This window comes from Kitasatospora sp. NPDC051853 (assembly GCF_044452665.1).
Classification (GTDB): Bacteria; Actinomycetota; Actinomycetes; order Streptomycetales; family Streptomycetaceae; genus Kitasatospora.
On record NZ_JBITBY010000010.1, the window covers coordinates 17,583 to 34,053 of the forward strand.

14 protein-coding genes are annotated in these 16,471 nt (G+C 74.1%); 9 read left to right on the plus strand and 5 right to left on the minus strand.

Annotated elements, in window-relative coordinates; all coding sequences use genetic code 11:
* Nucleotides 1-224 precede the first annotated feature (224 nt).
* A complete protein-coding gene (locus ACIA8O_RS27130; RefSeq protein WP_104816397.1) occupies nt 225-497 on the minus strand; it encodes a WhiB family transcriptional regulator in 273 nt (90 codons plus the stop codon).
* Between the two features lie 675 nt (nt 498-1,172).
* On the opposite strand from ACIA8O_RS27130, the gene ACIA8O_RS27135 reads away from it, so the two are divergent.
* Genes ACIA8O_RS27135 through ACIA8O_RS27150 form a run of 4 tightly spaced genes read left to right on the plus strand, consistent with a single transcriptional unit; the run spans nt 1,173 to nt 4,406 of the window.
* Complete coding sequence (locus ACIA8O_RS27135) at nt 1,173-1,799, plus strand: cysteine dioxygenase (RefSeq protein WP_396296602.1); 627 nt, start codon at nt 1,173-1,175, stop codon at nt 1,797-1,799.
* Between the two features lie 44 nt (nt 1,800-1,843).
* Nucleotides 1,844-2,803, plus strand: coding sequence for a 2-phospho-L-lactate transferase (gene cofD / locus ACIA8O_RS27140; protein ID WP_396296603.1), 960 nt, complete (start codon nt 1,844-1,846; stop codon nt 2,801-2,803).
* Nucleotides 2,800-4,104, plus strand: a complete 1,305-nt coding sequence (locus tag ACIA8O_RS27145; protein ID WP_396296604.1) for a coenzyme F420-0:L-glutamate ligase — start codon at nt 2,800-2,802, stop codon at nt 4,102-4,104. Before cofD ends, ACIA8O_RS27145 begins: the two co-directional genes overlap by 4 nt.
* Nucleotides 4,101-4,406 carry a VOC family protein gene (locus ACIA8O_RS27150; RefSeq protein WP_396296605.1) on the plus strand — a complete coding sequence of 102 codons (306 nt, stop codon included), beginning with the start codon at nt 4,101-4,103 and terminating at the stop codon, nt 4,404-4,406. Before ACIA8O_RS27145 ends, ACIA8O_RS27150 begins: the two co-directional genes overlap by 4 nt.
* Here the strand turns inward: ACIA8O_RS27150 and ACIA8O_RS27155 are convergent.
* Nucleotides 4,378-5,331 carry a DNA-3-methyladenine glycosylase family protein gene (locus ACIA8O_RS27155; RefSeq protein WP_396296907.1) on the minus strand — a complete coding sequence of 318 codons (954 nt, stop codon included), beginning with the start codon at nt 5,329-5,331 and terminating at the stop codon, nt 4,378-4,380. The genes ACIA8O_RS27150 and ACIA8O_RS27155 overlap by 29 nt on opposite strands.
* Nucleotides 5,332-5,503: 172 nt before the next feature.
* The gene (locus tag ACIA8O_RS27160; RefSeq protein WP_396296606.1) at nt 5,504-6,568 is read right to left on the minus strand and encodes a peptidoglycan recognition protein; all 1,065 of its coding nucleotides are present in this window, start codon (nt 6,566-6,568) and stop codon (nt 5,504-5,506) included.
* A 101-nt stretch (nt 6,569-6,669) separates the two neighbouring features.
* Between ACIA8O_RS27160 and ACIA8O_RS27165 the strand changes: the two genes are divergently transcribed.
* The 4 genes from ACIA8O_RS27165 to ACIA8O_RS27180 all read left to right on the plus strand — a co-directional run bounded on the left by ACIA8O_RS27165 (nt 6,670) and on the right by ACIA8O_RS27180 (nt 12,262).
* A complete protein-coding gene (locus tag ACIA8O_RS27165; RefSeq protein ID WP_396296607.1) occupies nt 6,670-7,464 on the plus strand; it encodes a TIGR03089 family protein in 795 nt (264 codons plus the stop codon).
* 36 nt (nt 7,465-7,500) lie between these two features.
* Nucleotides 7,501-8,781 (plus strand): LCP family protein, encoded by a 1,281-nt coding sequence (locus tag ACIA8O_RS27170; protein WP_396296608.1) that lies wholly within the window; start codon nt 7,501-7,503, stop codon nt 8,779-8,781.
* A 134-nt stretch (nt 8,782-8,915) separates the two neighbouring features.
* Nucleotides 8,916-10,565 (plus strand): LCP family protein, encoded by a 1,650-nt coding sequence (locus ACIA8O_RS27175; protein ID WP_396296609.1) that lies wholly within the window; start codon nt 8,916-8,918, stop codon nt 10,563-10,565.
* Nucleotides 10,566-10,699: 134 nt separating this feature from the next.
* On the plus strand, nt 10,700-12,262 hold the full coding sequence (locus ACIA8O_RS27180; protein WP_396296610.1) for an LCP family protein: 1,563 nt from the start codon (nt 10,700-10,702) through the stop codon (nt 12,260-12,262).
* A gap of 9 nt (nt 12,263-12,271) precedes the next feature.
* Here ACIA8O_RS27180 and ACIA8O_RS27185 read toward each other — a convergent pair whose 3' ends face one another.
* Nucleotides 12,272-12,871 (minus strand): acyltransferase, encoded by a 600-nt coding sequence (locus tag ACIA8O_RS27185; RefSeq protein ID WP_396296611.1) that lies wholly within the window; start codon nt 12,869-12,871, stop codon nt 12,272-12,274.
* Nucleotides 12,872-13,036: 165 nt separating this feature from the next.
* On the opposite strand from ACIA8O_RS27185, the gene ACIA8O_RS27190 reads away from it, so the two are divergent.
* A complete protein-coding gene (locus tag ACIA8O_RS27190) occupies nt 13,037-14,506 on the plus strand; it encodes an LCP family protein (protein ID WP_396296612.1) in 1,470 nt (489 codons plus the stop codon).
* Nucleotides 14,507-14,678: 172 nt separating this feature from the next.
* Here ACIA8O_RS27190 and ACIA8O_RS27195 read toward each other — a convergent pair whose 3' ends face one another.
* On the minus strand, nt 14,679-16,457 hold the full coding sequence (locus tag ACIA8O_RS27195) for a hypothetical protein (RefSeq protein WP_396296613.1): 1,779 nt from the start codon (nt 16,455-16,457) through the stop codon (nt 14,679-14,681).
* Nucleotides 16,458-16,471: the final 14 nt, after the last annotated feature.

A 16,471-nucleotide genomic window follows, 5' to 3' on the forward strand; every position in this document is an offset into this window, starting at 1 on the left:
AAGGGAGGTGGCGCACCACACTAACGGCTCCAGGTGGCGGGCTCGTCCTCGGTGTGCCGCCGAGGAGGGAGCGGGGCGGGGGGAAAGGGGCGGCGGAAGGGTGCGGCACACCCCGCCCGAGAGGTGCCGTGGGCACATTCACGGGTCGTGCGGGAATTGGGCGGGAAATGCAGAAGCGCCCCACCGTCTTCGGTGAGGCGCTGCACGAACTCGAGAACGGCCGGTCAGACCGCGCTCTTCTTGAGGCGACGGCGCTCGCGCTCGGAGAGACCGCCCCAGATGCCGAACCGCTCGTCGTTGGCGAGGGCGTACTCCAGGCACTCGGAGCGGACCTCGCAGGCCAGGCAGACCTTCTTGGCCTCGCGGGTGGAGCCGCCCTTCTCCGGGAAGAAGGACTCCGGGTCGGTCTGGGCGCAGAGCGCGCGCTCCTGCCAGCCGAGCTCCTCTTCTTCCTCTTCGATGCCCTCACCGATCAACAGCTCAAAGAGCTCGCTCATCTCTGGCGCCTCCTCTGCCCCTTTTGGCGTCCCCGTGGTGTTGCCGTTGCCTGGAGCGGCGGAACGACACGAGTGAAATTACATGTGCGTCACTCTGGCCCAGTCAAGCCGGGCTCTGGTATTGGGCCGAGGATTCACTCCCCGGAACCAAGGCGCTACGACAAGTGTACATATCCGGACATGGTGGTCTTACTGCCCTAATCGGACCAACCAACCGGAAGCACCCACCGCCTGACATGCAGTCAACCTGACGCCCCCTCAGCCCCACCACCCCCCGAACGGGTGGACGCGGGGCGCGGCGCACTCGGTTGCCGCTGGTCACCGGCTGCCTTCCCGGCGATCTTCACATCGAAACATAGAGGGTGATTTATCACCCCATCCGGTGGTTCATGCTCGAAGTTCCCGGAATGCCCCGGGGCTCGGGTTGACACTGCGGCCCCTCTTGCGGTCTCCTTGCCCTCATGTCAGAGTTCGCCACCCTCGTGAGCCGCCGCCAGGCGCTGCTCCGTCGTGCCGCGAGCTCCCTCTGTTGTCGCCTCTGTTCCTGTATCTAGGCGCACGCGTCCCACCGCGCGCCGCCCTCAGGAGCACCGAGGCCGACCGCGACAGTCCCCCCTGAATCCCCCGCGGACCGGCTGAACACCCGCCGATCTCCGCATCCGAGGATTCCGCCCCATGCGAATGCCCCGCCTCCGCAAGCGCAACCGTGACCGCGCCCGGCAGCAGCGCCTGCTCGCAGCCGCCCCCGCACCCGCCGCCGTGACCGCGCCCGTGCCCGCGCCCCGCTGGACCGACGGCCTGAGCGACGTCTCGATCGCCGGCGACCCGACCGCCTTCCAGCACCTGGCCCGCACCGACCTGCCCGTCCACCCCACCACCGTGGCCGGCTACGCCCGGCTGGTCTGCGAGATCGCCGCCGACGAGTCCCGCTGGAAGCCGCTGGTCCGCTACGACGCCCTCACCCGCTGGTACGCCCGACTGGAGACCGGCCCCGGCTACGAGGTCTGGCTGCTCAGCTGGCTGCCCGGCCAGGGCAGCGGCTTCCACGACCACGGCGCCTCCTCCGGCGTGATGACCGTGGTCCAGGGCGAGCTGGTCGAGCGGGCCCTGACCCAGGACGGCGAGCAGCGGCGGCCGCTGCCCGAGGGCGCCCGCCGGGTGTTCTCCTCCGGCTACCTGCACGAGATGGTGAACGCCTCGCTGGAGCCGGCCGTCTCCATCCACCTCTACGCGCCGGGCCTGGTCGAGATGAACCAGTACGGTGCGCAGACCCCGGCCGAGCGCCGCATCGACGCGCACTGACGACCCGTCGCCCCGGCACGGGTGCCGCCTGGCAGGATGGGCGCATGCGCATCGTGGCACTGGCAGGCGGCATCGGTGGGGCGCGCTTCCTGCGCGGGCTCCGGGAACTGACCGGCCCTCAGGACGAGATCACCGTCATCGGCAACACCGGGGACGACATCCACCTCTTCGGGCTGAAGGTCTGCCCCGACCTGGACACCGTGATGTACACCCTGGGCGGTGGCATCCACGAGGAGCAGGGCTGGGGACGGGCCGACGAGACCTGGTCGGTCAAGGAGGAGATGAAGGCCTACGGGGTCGGCCCCGACTGGTTCGGGCTCGGCGACCGGGACTTCGCCACCCACATCGTGCGCACCCAGATGCTCGCCGCCGGCTACCCGCTGAGCGCCGTCACCGAGGCGCTCTGCGACCGCTGGCAGCCGGGCGTGCGGCTGCTGCCGATGAGCGACGACCGGGTCGAGACCCACGTGCGGATCACCGAGGACGGCGCTCCCAAGGTGGTGCACTTCCAGGAGTACTGGGTGCGGCTGCACGCGTCCGTGGACGCCGAGGCGATCGTCGCGGTCGGCACCGAGACCGCCAAGCCCGCCCCCGGCGTGCTGGAGGCCGTCGCGGCGGCCGACGTGATCCTGCTGCCGCCGTCCAACCCGGTGGTCTCGATCGGCACCATCCTGGGCGTGCCCGGCATCCGGGAGGCGGTGGCCGCGGCCGCCGCCCCGGTGGTCGGGCTCTCCCCCGTCATCGGCGGCGCCCCGGTGCGCGGCATGGCCGACAAGGTGCTGGCGGCGGTCGGCGTGGCGGCCACCGCCGAGGCGGTGGCGCTGAACTACGGCTCCGACCTGCTGGACGGCTGGCTGGTGGACACCGTCGACGCGGCCGCGGTCGAGGCGGTGGAGGCGGCCGGGATCGCCTGCCGGGCGGTGCCGCTGCTGATGACCGACGTGCCGGCCACGGCCGAGATGGCCCGGGTCGCGCTGGAGCTGGCCGAGCAGGTGCGCGGGTGAGCCCGGCGGGGCCGATCGGCGTCCTGCCGGTGGCCGGGCTGCCGGAGATCGAGCCCGGCACCGACCTGGCCGAACTCATCGCCAAGGCGGGCGAGTTCGAGGACGGCGACGTGGTGGTGGTCACCTCGAAGATCGTCTCCAAGGCGGAGGGCCGGATCGTCGAGGCCGCCGACCGGGAGGCCGCGATCGACGCCGAGACCGTCCGGGTGGTGGCCCGGCGCGGCCGCTCCCGGATCGTCGAGAACCGCAACGGCCTGGTGATGGCCGCCGCCGGGGTGGACGCCTCCAACACCGCCCCCGGCACCGTCCTGCTGCTCCCGGCCGACCCCGACGCCTCGGCCCGCGCCCTGCGGGCCCGGCTGCAGCAGCTGACGGGCCGTCGGCTGGGCGTGCTGATCACCGACACCTTCGGCCGCCCCTGGCGCAACGGCCTGACCGACGTGGCCATCGGCGCCGCCGGGGTCGCGGTGCTGGAGGACCACCGGGGACGCCGGGACAGCCACGGCAACGAGCTCACCCTGACGGTGACCGCCACCGCCGACGAACTGGCCGCCGCCGGCGACCTGGTGAAGGGCAAGGCCAGCGGGGTGCCGGTCGCGGTGGTGCGGGGCCTGGCCGGCGCCGTCACCGAGGAGGACGGCGAGGGCATCCGCCCGCTGCTGCGGCCGGTGGTCGACGACCTGTTCCGGATGGGCACCTCGGAGGCCCTGCGGGAGGCCGTCACGCTGCGGCGGACGGTGCGCTCCTTCACCGCGGAGCCGGTCGACCCGGAGGCGGTGCGGCGGGCGGTGGCCGCGGCCGTGACCGCCCCGGCCCCGCACCACACCACACCGTGGCGGTTCGTGCTGGTCGAGACCGCGGAGGTGCGGGAGCGGCTGCTGGACGCCATGCTCGCCGCCTGGCGGCGCGACCTGGCCGAACTCGACGGCTGGGACGAAGCGAAGATCGCCCGGCGGACGGCGCGCGGCAACGTGCTGCGGGACGCACCGTACCTGGTGGTCCCCTGCCTGGTCACGGACGGCTCGCACGACTACCCCGACGCGCGGCGGGCCGCGGCGGAGCGGGAGATGTTCGTGGTGGCGATGGGGGCCGGCGTGCAGAACCTGCTGGTCACCCTGGCCGGGGAGGGGTACGGCTCGGCCTGGGTCTCCTCGACGATGTTCTGCCGCGACACGGTGCGGGAGGTCCTGGACCTGCCGGACGGATGGGACCCGATGGGCGCGGTGGCGGTCGGACGGCCGGCCGAGGCGCCGAAGGGGCGTCAGGCACGGTCGGCGGACGCCTTCCTGACGGTGCGATGAGCGGGCTGGGGCTGCTGGTCGTCTACACCGCACGGCTCACGGAGTGCGTCGACTTCTACCGGGGGCTCGGGCTGCGGTTCGTCGCGGAGCGGCACGGCACCGGGCCCGAGCACTACGCGGCCGAACTGGCCGACGGCACCGTCCTGGAGCTCTACCCCGCCCGGACCGGGCGCGAGACGGGCGCGCTCCGGCTCGGGCTGTCCGTCGACGGCGCGAACGGGGTGCGGCTGGTGACCGATCCGGACGGGCGGACGGTGGAGGTCCGGGGCCCGCTCAGCGGTGCCGGTGGTCGTTCGGGGTGAGGCGGGGGCCGTAGCGGGGGGCGCGGGCGCCGGTGAGGGCGATCAGGCGGCAGACCCGGTGGCGGTGGCCCGCGTACGGGGCCAGCAGCGCGAGCATCTGGGCGTCGTCGCTGCGGGGGCGGCCCGCGAGGGCCCAGCCGACCAGGTTGGGGAGGTGGAAGTCGCCGACCGAGACGGCGTCCGCGTCGCCATTGCTGCGCTGGAGGGTCTCGGCGGCGGTCCAGGGCCCGATGCCGGAGACGGTGGTGAGACGGGCGACCGCCTCCTCGTGCGGAAGGGCCGACGCCTCTTCGAGGCGGGGCGCGAGGCGGACGGCGCGGACGACGGTGGCGGCGCGCTTGGGGTCCACCCCGGCGCGGTGCCACTCCCAGGACGGCAGCATCGCCCACTCCCGGGCCGACGGGGACACCCGCATGCCCTCGGCCGGGCCGGGGGCGGGGGTGCCGAAGTCCTTGAGGAGGGTGCGCCAGGCGCGGTACGCCTCCTCGGTGGTGACCTTCTGCTCCAGGACCGCGGGGATCAGGGACTCCAGGACCAGGCCGGTGCGGGTCAGGCGCAGGCCGGGGTGGTTGCGCTGGGCCTCGCGGAGCGGGCCGGGCGGGAGACGGAGTCCTGACGGGTCGTCGGAGGCGCCGAGCAGCAGCGGCACGCGGTCGAGCAGCCACTGCGCTCCCGGGCCCCAGGCGTGGGCCTCGATCGCGCCGGAGCTCTGGGACAGGCGGAGGGTGCCGACGCCGGCGGGGGTCCGGGAGGCTCGCCAGACGGCGCCGTCGCCGCTGGTGCGGTACGCCGGGTCGGCGGGGCCGCGGCGCAACGGCAGCAAGGTCCGCCCGAGGTCCAGCGGGAACCCGGGCTCCCAACGACGCACCGCCTCCGACACCTTGCCGCACCTCCGAGGTGAGGATACGTGGCGGGATTTGGTGATGCCGGGGGCGCGGGGAACTGCGCGCGGGGGAACGGCAGCACGTGCAACTGGCTGACGTGCCCCGATCTAGCGGTGGGCCGCCTTCCGAACTCGCGCAGTTCCCCGCGCCCCCGGTGTAACCACCTGCGTTCCTCGCGCCCCTGGGTCGCTGCCCTGCCGTACGTCGTCTGGTCTACCGGCCCTGGAGGTGGGTGGAGCGGGTGCGGATGGTGGGGAGGCGGGTGTAGAGGGCGGTGCCGGGGCATTCGGTGTTGAAGGCGTCGCGGTGGCCGGAGATGGTGTCGAAGGTGGCGGTGGTGCCCTTCTTGTAGCGGCTGCCGTCGGAGGCGGAGGTGAGGGTGACCTTGCCGTTGGCGGGTTGGCCGGTGAGGCCGAGTTTCCAGGCGGCGAGTTTGGCGATGCCGTCGAGCTGGGGTTGGGGGACGGCGTCGGCCGTGTAGCGGCCGAGGGCGGCGACGCCGGCGGTGTCGGTGTTGAAGCCGAGGGTGTGGGCGCCGAGGACGGGCTGGGCGACGCCGCCGGCGCGGCCCTCGTAGACGGTGCCGCAGCGGTCGACCAGGAAGTTGTAGCCGAGGTCGCGCCAGCCGCTGCTCTTGACGTGGTACTGGTAGATCGACCGGATGACCTTGGGTGCGTCGGCGCAGGCGTAGTCGTTGGCGGTGTCGGTGTGGTGGACGAAGACCGCGCGGACCGGCCCGGTGTAGGGGAAGTCCGGCTCGCGGAGCGTCTCGTCGGCGCCCCAGCCCGCGCGGGTCACGATGCCGGGGCGGGGCGCTGCCCCGCCGGCGCGGCGCAGCGGCACGTCCCGTCCGGGGTCGACCAGTTCGGCGCGGAGGCCGCGGAGGGCGGTGCCGGTGAAGCGGACCTCGACGCCGTCGCTGGGGCCGACCCAGAGCGGGGAGGTGGCGCCGCGCCGGGCGGCTTCGGGGCCTTCGGGGTCGGGGCGGTCGTCGGGTTCGACGGACAGCGGGTGCCAGGGGCCCCAGCCGCCGCCGACGGTGCGGGTGCGGACCTCGACGGTGCCGTCGGGGGTGGCGGCGGGGTCGTCCCAGCTGACGCCGACCAGGGAGAAGGGGGCGGTGCCGTGCTGCGGCAGTCCGCGCTGACCGTTCGTCAGGGGGATGGTGGTGACGCCTCCGGAGGGGCCCCCGGCGGGGTCCGAGGCGAGGGCCGGCGGGGGGAGCAGGAGGAGGGAGCCGGTGGCGACGGTGGTGGCGGCGAGCAGAGCGAGGCGCATGAAAGGGATATTGGGGGCAAACCGTTTCTGACGCCATGTCGGTTCCGCCGGGCGGCCGCCTCTCCCCCGCCGGACGGGGAGGTCGTAGGCTGGACCGCACCATGACTGCGCCATTCGCTGCCGACGCCCGCACCCCCGCTGAGCTGCTGCACGCATACCTGCGCCCGGGGGCCCTCGACGCGGACCCGACCCGTCCACTGGTCACGTTCTACGACGACGCGACCGGCGAGCGGGTGGAGCTCTCCGCCAAGACCTTCGACAACTGGGTCGCCAAGACCGCCAACCTGCTCCAGGACGAGCTGAACGCCGGTCCGGAGGACCGGGCCGCGCTGCTCCTGCCCGCCCACTGGCAGACCGCCGTCTGGCTGCTGGCCTGCTGGTCGGTGGGCGTGGTCGCGGTGCCCGGCGGCGCTCCGGCCGACGCCGATCTGGTGGTGAGCGGCCCGGACGGGCTGGACTCCGCCAAGGACTGCTCCGGCGAACGGGTGGCGCTCGCGCTGCGTCCGCTCGGCGGACGGTTCCCGGCCCGGCCGGACGGCTTCCTGGACTACGCCGCCGAGGTGCCGGGGCAGGGCGACCGGTTCGCCCCGTACTCGCCGGTGCACCCGCAGGCGATGGCGCTGGAGACCGTGGTGGAGGACGGCCTGCCGCTGAAGCTGACGGGGGAACAGACCGTGGCGCTGGCCCGGGAGGGCGCGGCCCGGCTCGGGCTGGACACCTCCAGCCGGGTGCTCAGCACGCTCTCGTACGACGACTGGGCCGGGCTGGAGGCCGGGCTGCTGGCCCCGCTGGCGGCCGGCGCCTCGGTGGTGCTCTGCCGGAACTCGGACGGGCTGACCGAGGAGCAGTGGGCGAAGCGGATCGAATCCGAACGAGTGACTCTGCGTCTGGGCTGATCCGCCCGGTACGGCGACCGGGTAGGAATCCCGGTCATGTCCGAGGACGATGACCAGAGCGTGCGCCCCCCGACCGTCCGCGGCGGGGGGCGCCGCCGCATCCTGCTGATCCTCTCCGGGGTGCTGGCGCTGCTGCTGGTCGCCGGGGGCGTGGTGGCCTGGATCGGCTACCGGAAGCTGGACGGCAACATCGGGACCGACAGCGCGACCGGGCGGCTGCTGCGGCAGGACGAGTCGGAGCGCCCGGAGCGCGGGCCGCAGCAGGCCAGGAACATCCTGCTGATCGGCAGCGACGACCGCAGCGGGGCCAACGGCGAGTACGGCTTCGCGGGCGGGCAGCGCTCGGACACCACGATCCTGCTGCACCTGTCGGCGGACGGGGAGCACGCCACCGCGGTCTCCATCCCCCGGGACGCGATGGTCCGGGTGCCGGCCTGCGAGCTCCCGGACGGGACCCGCTCGACGCCCCGGTTCGTCCAGTTCAACTGGGCCTTCGAGCTGGGTGGTCCGGCCTGCACGATCCGTACGGTGGAGCGGCTCAGCGGCATCCGGATCGACCACCACCTGATCCTGGACTTCACCGGCTTCAAGAAGATGGTGGACGCGGTCGACGGGGTGGAGGTCTGCGTGCCGCGGGCGATCCACGACCGCAACGCCAAGCTGGACCTGCCGGCCGGGCGCCAGGTGCTGGGCGGGGAGCAGGCGCTGGGGTACGTCCGGGCCCGGGAGACCATCGGGGACGGCAGCGACACCCAGCGGATGGGGCGTCAGCAGGAGTTCCTGGCCTCGCTGGTGCGCAAGGTGCAGTCCACCGGGGTGCTGCTCAACCCGACCCGGCTCTGGCCGCTGCTGAACGCCGCCACCGGGGCGGTCACCGCCGACGAGGGGCTGAGCCGGCTGGGCGCGCTCTACGACCTGGCCCAGGACCTGCGCTCGATGCCGGCCTCCAACGTGGTCTTCCTGACCACCCCGCGCCGCCCGTACCCGGGGAACTGGGACCGGGACCAGCTGGTCCAGCCGGACACCGACCAGCTGTTCGCCGCGCTGCGGTCCGACCGCTCGGTGAGCGTGCGGGCCTACCAGGTGAGCGCCTCGCCCTCGGCCACCCTGCTGGCCGACGGGGCGCCCTCGCCGTTGCTCCGCGACCCCTCGGTGGACGGCTCCACGGCGCACGAGCCCCCGCCGGGCGCCTCCGCGAGTCCCCTCCCGGACGACCTGGGCGGCTGGACCCCGTCCGCCGGACCGACCACCCTGCCGACCGCCGACCCGACCCTGGAGGGCCGGACCGCGGACCAGGAGGCCTGCTCGATGCACTGACCGCGGGCGGTCGCGGAGGGGTCGGCCGGGGCCCGACGGGGCGTGAACTTTGACCGTTTTCATGGTGTTTGACCGCCGTGGCAACGGTCACAGTACGACCGGATCATGGCCGGAGCTCGTCTAGGGTGTCCGGGGTGAACAGCGGAAACCGGCACGACGGACACCTCGCGGACCAGGCCCCGGCCGCCGTGGACCCGGCCGACCAGTGGGTGCTCGACCCGGCCACCGGGGAGTTCCGACTGGACCTGGACGCCACCCCTCCCCCGGCCCCGGCCACCGTGCCCCGGCCCCGGGCCGCCCGGTCCGCGGCCGCCCCGCCGACCGGCGGGCGGGCCTCGCGCCGCCAGTCCGGCGGCGGGCGCCGACGGGCCGTCAAGTGGACGGCCGGGGTGGCCGCGCTGGTGCTGGTGGCCGGCTGCGGCGGGGCGCTCTACGCCTACCAGCGCCTCAACGGCAACATCTCCTCGGTGAACGTCCAGGTCGGCCCGGACTCCGAGCGCCCGCAGGCCGCGGCCGGGGCGATGAACATCCTGGTGATCGGCACCGACAGCCGCAAGGGCCTGGGCCGCGAGTACGGCGACGAGGGCAGCCCCGGCCACGCCGACACCACCCTGCTGATGCACGTGGCCAAGGACCGCAGCAACGCGACGGTGATGAGCATCCCGCGCGACCTGATGGTCACCATCCCGGAGTGCGAGACCGGCGACAAGAAGATCCCTGGCACCGCCAAGACGCTGTTCAACGAGAGCCTCGGGCAGGAGGGCCGCGACCCGGGCTGCACCTGGCGGACCGTCGAGAAGATGACCGACATCCGGATCGACCACTTCCTGATGGTGGACTTCGAGGCCGTGAAGACCCTCTCCACCGCCGTCGGCGGGGTGGAGGTCTGCGTGGCCAAGGACATCAACGACTCGGGCTCGCACCTGAAGCTGACCAAGGGCCGGCACGTGGTCCAGGGCGAGGACGCGCTCGCCTTCGTCCGCACCCGGCACGCCGTCGGCCAGGGCAGCGACCTGTCCCGGATCGAGCTCCAGCAGCAGTTCCTGAGCTCGATGATCCGCAAGATGAAGAGCGGCGACACCCTGACCAGCCCGACCAAGCTGTTCAACCTGGCCGACGCCGCCACCAAGGCGCTCACCGTGGACCCCGGCCTGAAGAGCGTGGACAAGCTCAAGGACCTCGCGCTGGACCTCTCCAAGGTGGACACCAAGCACATCACCTTCGCCACCGTGCCGGTGCTGGACGACCCGAAGAACAAGGGCCGGGTCATCCTCAACGACAAGCCCGCCGCGCAGCTGTTCGCGATGATCGCGGCCGATCGTTCGCTGACCGAGGTGGCCGGCGCCCCCTCGGCCGACCCGTCGCCGGCCCAGCCGAGCGCCCAGCCCACCGCCCCGCCCGCCGCCGCGGTGGACGCGGCCGCCGTCCGGGTCACCGTGCGGAACGGCTCCGGCACCCCCGGGCAGGCCGGAAAGGCCGTCACCACCCTGAAGGGGAAGGGCTTCGCGCAGGCCGGCACCGGCAAGGACACCGCCACCGCCGCGACCACCACGGTCTCCTACCCGAAGGGCCGGGCCGAGCAGGCCGCCGCCCTGGCCGCGGCGCTCGGGCTGCCGGCCGAGGCGGTCAAGGAGAGCAGCGCGATCGCCGCCGGGGAGCCGCTGCTGCTGGTGCTCGGCAAGGACGCCGCCGAGCTCGGCAAGCCCGCCGTACCGGTGCCGGCCGAGGCGCCCAAGGACCTCCAGCGGGTGCAGGCGGACGACGCCGACGTGTGCGCCAAGTGAGCCCGGATGGCCAAACTCACAGTCGCACAATCGTTCTGACTGTGTAACAGATCCGCGATGTCCGTGACGGCGTCGGGTAGGTTCCGAACAGGTGGCCTACGGGGGGCTGCTCGGGACGAGTGGTGGTGTCACCGATGACGAACGTCCGGACGAGGCCGTCCGAGGGGCGCGCCGCCGCCCGTCAGGCCGCGAAACAGGAGCGGGGCGGACGGCGCCGAATACTGCGGTGGCTGGCCCTGGGCCTGGCGTTCCTGCTGCTGGCCGCCTGCGGCGGCGGTTACTGGTACTACCAGCACCTGAACGCCAACTTCCAGGCCGGCGAGCGGAACCTGAGCGACGCCTCCGGGGCGAGGACCGCCCCCAACGCGGCCGGCCAGACCCCGATCAACATCCTGATGATCGGCACCGACAACCGCGGCTCGGCCAAGAACATCGCCCTCGGCGGCTCGGCCGACGACGCCGGGCGGCCCGGACTGGCCGACGTCCAGATGCTGCTGCACGTCTCCGCCGACCGCTCCAACGCCTCGCTGATATCCATCCCCCGCGACACCCTGGTGACCATCCCGGCCTGCCGCAGCGAGGACGGGAAGACCACCAAGCCCTCGGCCCGCCGGGCGATGATCAACGAGGCACTGGCCCGCGGCGGCCCCGGCTGCCTGCTCGGCACCTGGCAGGCCATCACCGGCCTGTACGTCGACCACTACATGATGATCGACTTCGCCGGTGTGGTGGACATGGCCGACGCCGTCGGCGGCGTCCCGGTCTGCGTCAACATGAACCTCTACGACCGGTACCGCAAGGGCCACGGCGGCACCGACCTCAAGCTCGCCAAGGGCACCCACCGGATCCAGGGCGAGCAGGCGCTGCAGTGGCTGCGCACCCGCGACGCCTGGGGCGACGACATCGGCCGGACCAAGGCCCAGCACATGTACCTCTCCTCGATGATCCGCGAGCTGAAGTCCAAGGGGACGCTCACCGACCCGGCCGGTCTGCTGAAGCTGGCCGAGACCGCCTCGCGCTCGATCAGCCTGGACAAGGACCTGGCCGACGTGAAGGCCCTGATCGACCTCGGCACCGACCTGCGCAAGGTGCCGACCGAGCGGATCACCACCCTCACCGTGCCGACCGTGACGGCCACCAGCGACGAGAACCGGCTGGAGCTCAAGGAGCCCGACACCAAGCAGATCTGGGACATGCTGCTGGCCGACCGTCCGCTGGACGACAAGGGCCCGGCCCCCACCGCCTCCCCCGCCGCGCAGCCCTCGCCCTCCCCCACGCCCTCCCCGTCCGCGAGCACGGTGACCCCGTCCGCCGTGGCGGTCACCGTGCAGAACTCCTCCGGGGTGGAGCGCCGGGCCGGCGACCTCAGGGCGGCACTGGTCGCCAAGGGCTTCACCAAGGCCTCGACCACCGCCAACGGGACGGCCCGCAAGACCACCCAGCTCGAGTACGCCCCCGAGCAGTCGGCCCAGGCCCAGGCCGTGGCCGCCGCCCTCGGACTGCCCCGCACCGCCCTGCACGAGGGCACCGCCAAGAGCGACCTGGTGCTCTCGGTCGGCGCCGACTGGCCGAGCGGCACCACCTTCCCGGTGACCGCCCCGCCGACCCAGCTGCCCAAGTCGGCCGAGGCCGTCACCGCCGACAACGACAAGAACTGCATGGACGTCAACCCGCAGGGCGGGCTCTACACCTTCTGAGCGGCGGCCTCACGCGTCCTCGCGGAGCACGCCCTCGGTCTCGGTGTAGCGCTCGCCGGTCCGGGGGCACCGCCAGCTGCCGGGGGCGGTCTCGGTGAGCGGCTCGCCGGCCCGGCCGACCCACTTGAGGCGGCGGGCCGGGACGCCGGCCACCAGGGCGAAGTCCGGGACGTCCCGGTGCACCACGGCACCGGCCGCGACCAGGGCCCAGCGGCCGACCGTCACCCCGGGGGTGATCACCGCGCGGGCGCCGACGGAGCAGCCCTGACGGAGCGTCACCCCCTGGGCGTGCCAGTCGTCCCCGCGCTTGAGCTTGCCGTCCGGGTCCACCGAGCGCGGGTACACGTCGTTGGTGAGCACCGCCGCCGGGCCGACGAAGACGCCGTCCTCCAGGACGGCGGGCTCGTAGACCAGGGCGTGGTTCTGCAGCTTGACCCGGTCACCGATCACCACCCCGGGGCCGACGTACGCGCCGCGCCCGATGATGCACTCGGCCCCGATCACCGCGTCCTCGCGGACCTGGGCCAGGTGCCAGACCGTACTGCCCTCGCCGATCCGCGCCCGCTCGTCGACGTCGGCGCTCTCCACCACTCGCACTGGGTTCCCCATGGCGCCGAACATAGCGTCACGGGGCCCTGGCGCGGGGCCGGTTGGTACGGATGGTCCGGCTGCGGCGAACGGGTGCATGAACGTTTCGGCGGAAGGGCCCGCGTACGGCGTACCCGCCCGGCGCGTCCTGCTTCCGTGCTCCCGCGGCGCGCCTACCATCCGAGGGTGCCGCCGACTGCCGCCCGCCCCGGGAACGACCACCAGCGCACCCCGCCGGTGCGCCGCCGGTGGGGCCGCTGGCTGGCGGCCGCCGTCTCGTTCGCCGTCCTGGCCACCGCCTGCGGCGGACGGACCCTGCTGGCCGGGGTCGGGGACGCGATCGGCCGGGTGGACGCCTTCGGCAACGCCGGGGACCGGCCGCCCGACGACGGGGTGACCACCTTCCTGGTGGCCGGCACCGACGACCGGGAGGGCATCCCCGCCTCCACCCTCAAGGGCCTGCTGCACGCCGGCGGCGAGTCCTGCCACTGCACCGACACCCTGATGGTCGTCCAGCTGGCCGAGCACGGCGGCCGGGCCAGCGTGGTGTCGATCCCGCGCGACTCCTACGTGGTGATCCCCGCCCACCGCGACCTGGCCACCGGCCGGGAGGTCCCCGAGGGCCACGGCAAGGTCAACGCCGCCTACGGGATGGGCGGCCCCGCCCTCACCGTCCGCACCGTGGAGCGCAACACCGGCCTGCGGATCGACCACTACCTCCAGGTCGACTTCCTCTCCTTCGTCTCCACCGTGGACGCGCTCGGCGGCGTCGAGGTCTGCACCGCCAAGCCCCTGAAGGACCAGTACTCCGGGCTGGACCTCCCGGCCGGGACGACCCGGCTGGACGGGGCCGGAGCGCTCAAGTACGTCCGGGCGCGGCACGTGGACGGCAGCTCCGACCTGGGGCGGATGCAGCGTCAGCAGAAGTTCCTGGCCCAGCTGTTGCGGCAGGCCACCGGCAGCGGGACGCTGCTCAACCCGGTGAAGCTCACCCGGGTGACGGAGACGGTGCTGCGGTCGGTCAAGGCCGACCAGGACCTGTCGAGTGCGGACCTGGTGGCGCTGGCGACGCAGCTCAAGGACCTCTCGCCGGCCACCGCGGACTTCGCGACGGTCCCGCTCAAGGACGTCAACCACCAGGTGGAGGGGTGGGGTTCGACGGTGCTCTGGGACCCGGCGGGGGCGAAGGCCCTGTTCGACGCCGTCCGGGGCGGGCGGGCGCTGACCGAGCGGGCGGCGGCGCCGTCGGTCGCGGCGGCCGCGGCGGCCGCTCCCGGGGCGGTGCCGCCCGGGCAGATCCGGATCCAGGTGCTCAACGGGGCCGGGACGGCGGGGCTCGGCGCGCGGGTGGACGGGGACCTGCGGAAGGCCGGGTTCGCGACGACGGGGGCGCCCTCGAACGCGGGTGGGGGGAGTGCGGTGCGGACGGTCGTGCGGTACGACCCCCGGTGGGACGAGTCGGTGAAGACGCTGGCCGCCGCCCTGCCGTACGCGGAGCTGGTCCAGGCGCCGGGGCTCGGGGCCACCATGCAGGTCATCGCGGGGTCCGACTACACGGGCGCGCTGCCGGGCCAGGCCTCGCCCAGCGCGGCCGCCCCGTCCGCGACCGCGCCCGCCGTGACGGCCAGCACGGGCGCGGACATCAGCTGCCCCTGACGAACGTGGCTACGCCGCTGGGGGCGCGGGGAACTGCGCGAATCGGAAGGCGGCCCAGTGCTAGGTCGGGGCAGGCGAGCCAGTTGCGCGTGGTGCCGTTCCCCCGCGCGCAGTTCCTCGCGCCCCCGGCGGTGCAACCAGGTACGACTTCGCGCCGGGGGGAGCACGTACGTCAGGTGAGCCAGACGGTGACCGTGGTGAGGAGGTAGGCGGTCAGGGAGAGGCGGTTGACGAGGTGTTCGGGGAAGTGGTCGGGGGTGTCGGTGGTGGGGCGGGCGGTGGGTTCGTGGGCGGCGCGGGTGACGGCGGTGGCGAGGGCGTGGGGGTCGTAGTCGCCGAGGCCGAGCCATTCGACGGCGCGGTGGCCGATGCGGAGTTCCTGCTCGTCGCTGGTGCGGACCGTGACGCGGCCGTTCTCCGCGGTGGCCCCCGCGATCTCCGGCCAGGCGGTCCGACGCCTCGTCAGGCCGGTGCTGGTCACCAGGGCGTCGCGGTCGAAGCGGGCCTGCCAGCCGAGGGCGGCCACCACGCCGGTGATGGTGAACCCGCCGAAGAGCAGGGGCTGGAGCAGGCCGGTCCACCAGCCGTCGGCGGAGCGGGAGACCACCACCGCGCCGAGGACCAGGGCGGCGGCCGGGCCGACCGCCAGCCGGAGGCGGGCGGGCATGCCCTGGTCCTGCGTCAGGCGCGGGGCGGTGGGTCGCGGGCGGCGGAGTACCTTCACCTGCGGGGTGCAGACCACGGCGATCCAGTCGAGGTCGAGCTCGCCCTCCCGGTCGTCCTGGTGGGTCCAGCGGCGCACCAGGACGGGGGCCGACGCACCGTCGGGTCCTTGGTAGAGCAGGGCCGTCTGCGGTCCCAGGACGCGGTCCTCCTCGCCGTCCCAGCTGACGGTGAAGTCACCGAGCGGCACCCAGGCGGTGCCGTTCCAGCCGAGGTACTGCCGGGTGGAGAGCCGCCAGAGCGGGCCGCCGTCCTCGGGGCCGACCACCTCCTCGTCCCCGTCCGGGTGGTGCACCACCCGGAGGACGGGGGCGCCGGGGGCGGCGAGGTCGCGGATCAGGCGGACGCTGCGGGCGGAGGAGCCGAGCACGACCAGGCCGAGGCTGCCGAGCACCGTCGCCGCCATCAGCCAGACGGTGGGGTCGTAGGCGTCGCCGGCGGGGCGGACCCAGCCGTCGCGGTCGGCCAGCAGCGGGAGGGTGTCGCCCGGCTTCGGGTACGCGTCCCAGTAGACCTCCACCTCGGCGGTGCGGGGGCGGTCGTCGCCGGGCAGCCGGTACTCGACCTCGGTGTCGCCGAGTTCGTCCGAGGAGAGCACCCGGCCGGGAACGGCCTCGGCCCGGGCGGCCCGGGCGTCGCTCTCCTCCTGGCGGTCCAGTCCGGTGAGCACCGAGACGGTGGCCAGGCCGAGCAGCAGACCGCCGAGGACCAGCCGGACCACCGGCCGGGGCGGGGTGGGGGCCGGGGCGCCCGCCAGGGTCCAGGGGTAGGGGTGCTGACCGCCCATCAGGTCGGCCAGCCGCTGCCGGGCGGCCCGGCGGCCGGCGCCGGCCCGGGCCAGCACCACCAGGAGGGCGGCCTGGGCGGCCAGCGCGGTCCAGCGGCTGACCTGGTCCGGCAGGCCGTCCGGGACGTACCAGACCAGCGGGAGCAGGGCGGCCGGGATCAGCACCACGCCGCGGGGCCGGGCGAGCAGCGCGACGGCCTCGGCCAGCAGGGCGGCGGCGACCGCGCCCTCCGCCCAGCTCTGCCCGCACGGGTGGGCCGGGCCGCAGAGCAGCGGCGTCCGGGCGGCCTGACCCATCGCCACCACGCAGACCAGCAGCGGCACCACGCACAGCCAGCGGCTGTCCCACCGCTGGGCGGTCCGGGCGGCCAGCCACTGCTCGGCGAGGGTGTCGGTCAGGGGCGGCGGTGCGGCGGGGAGCGGCGGTGCGGGATGGAACATGGGCCCGATGGTCC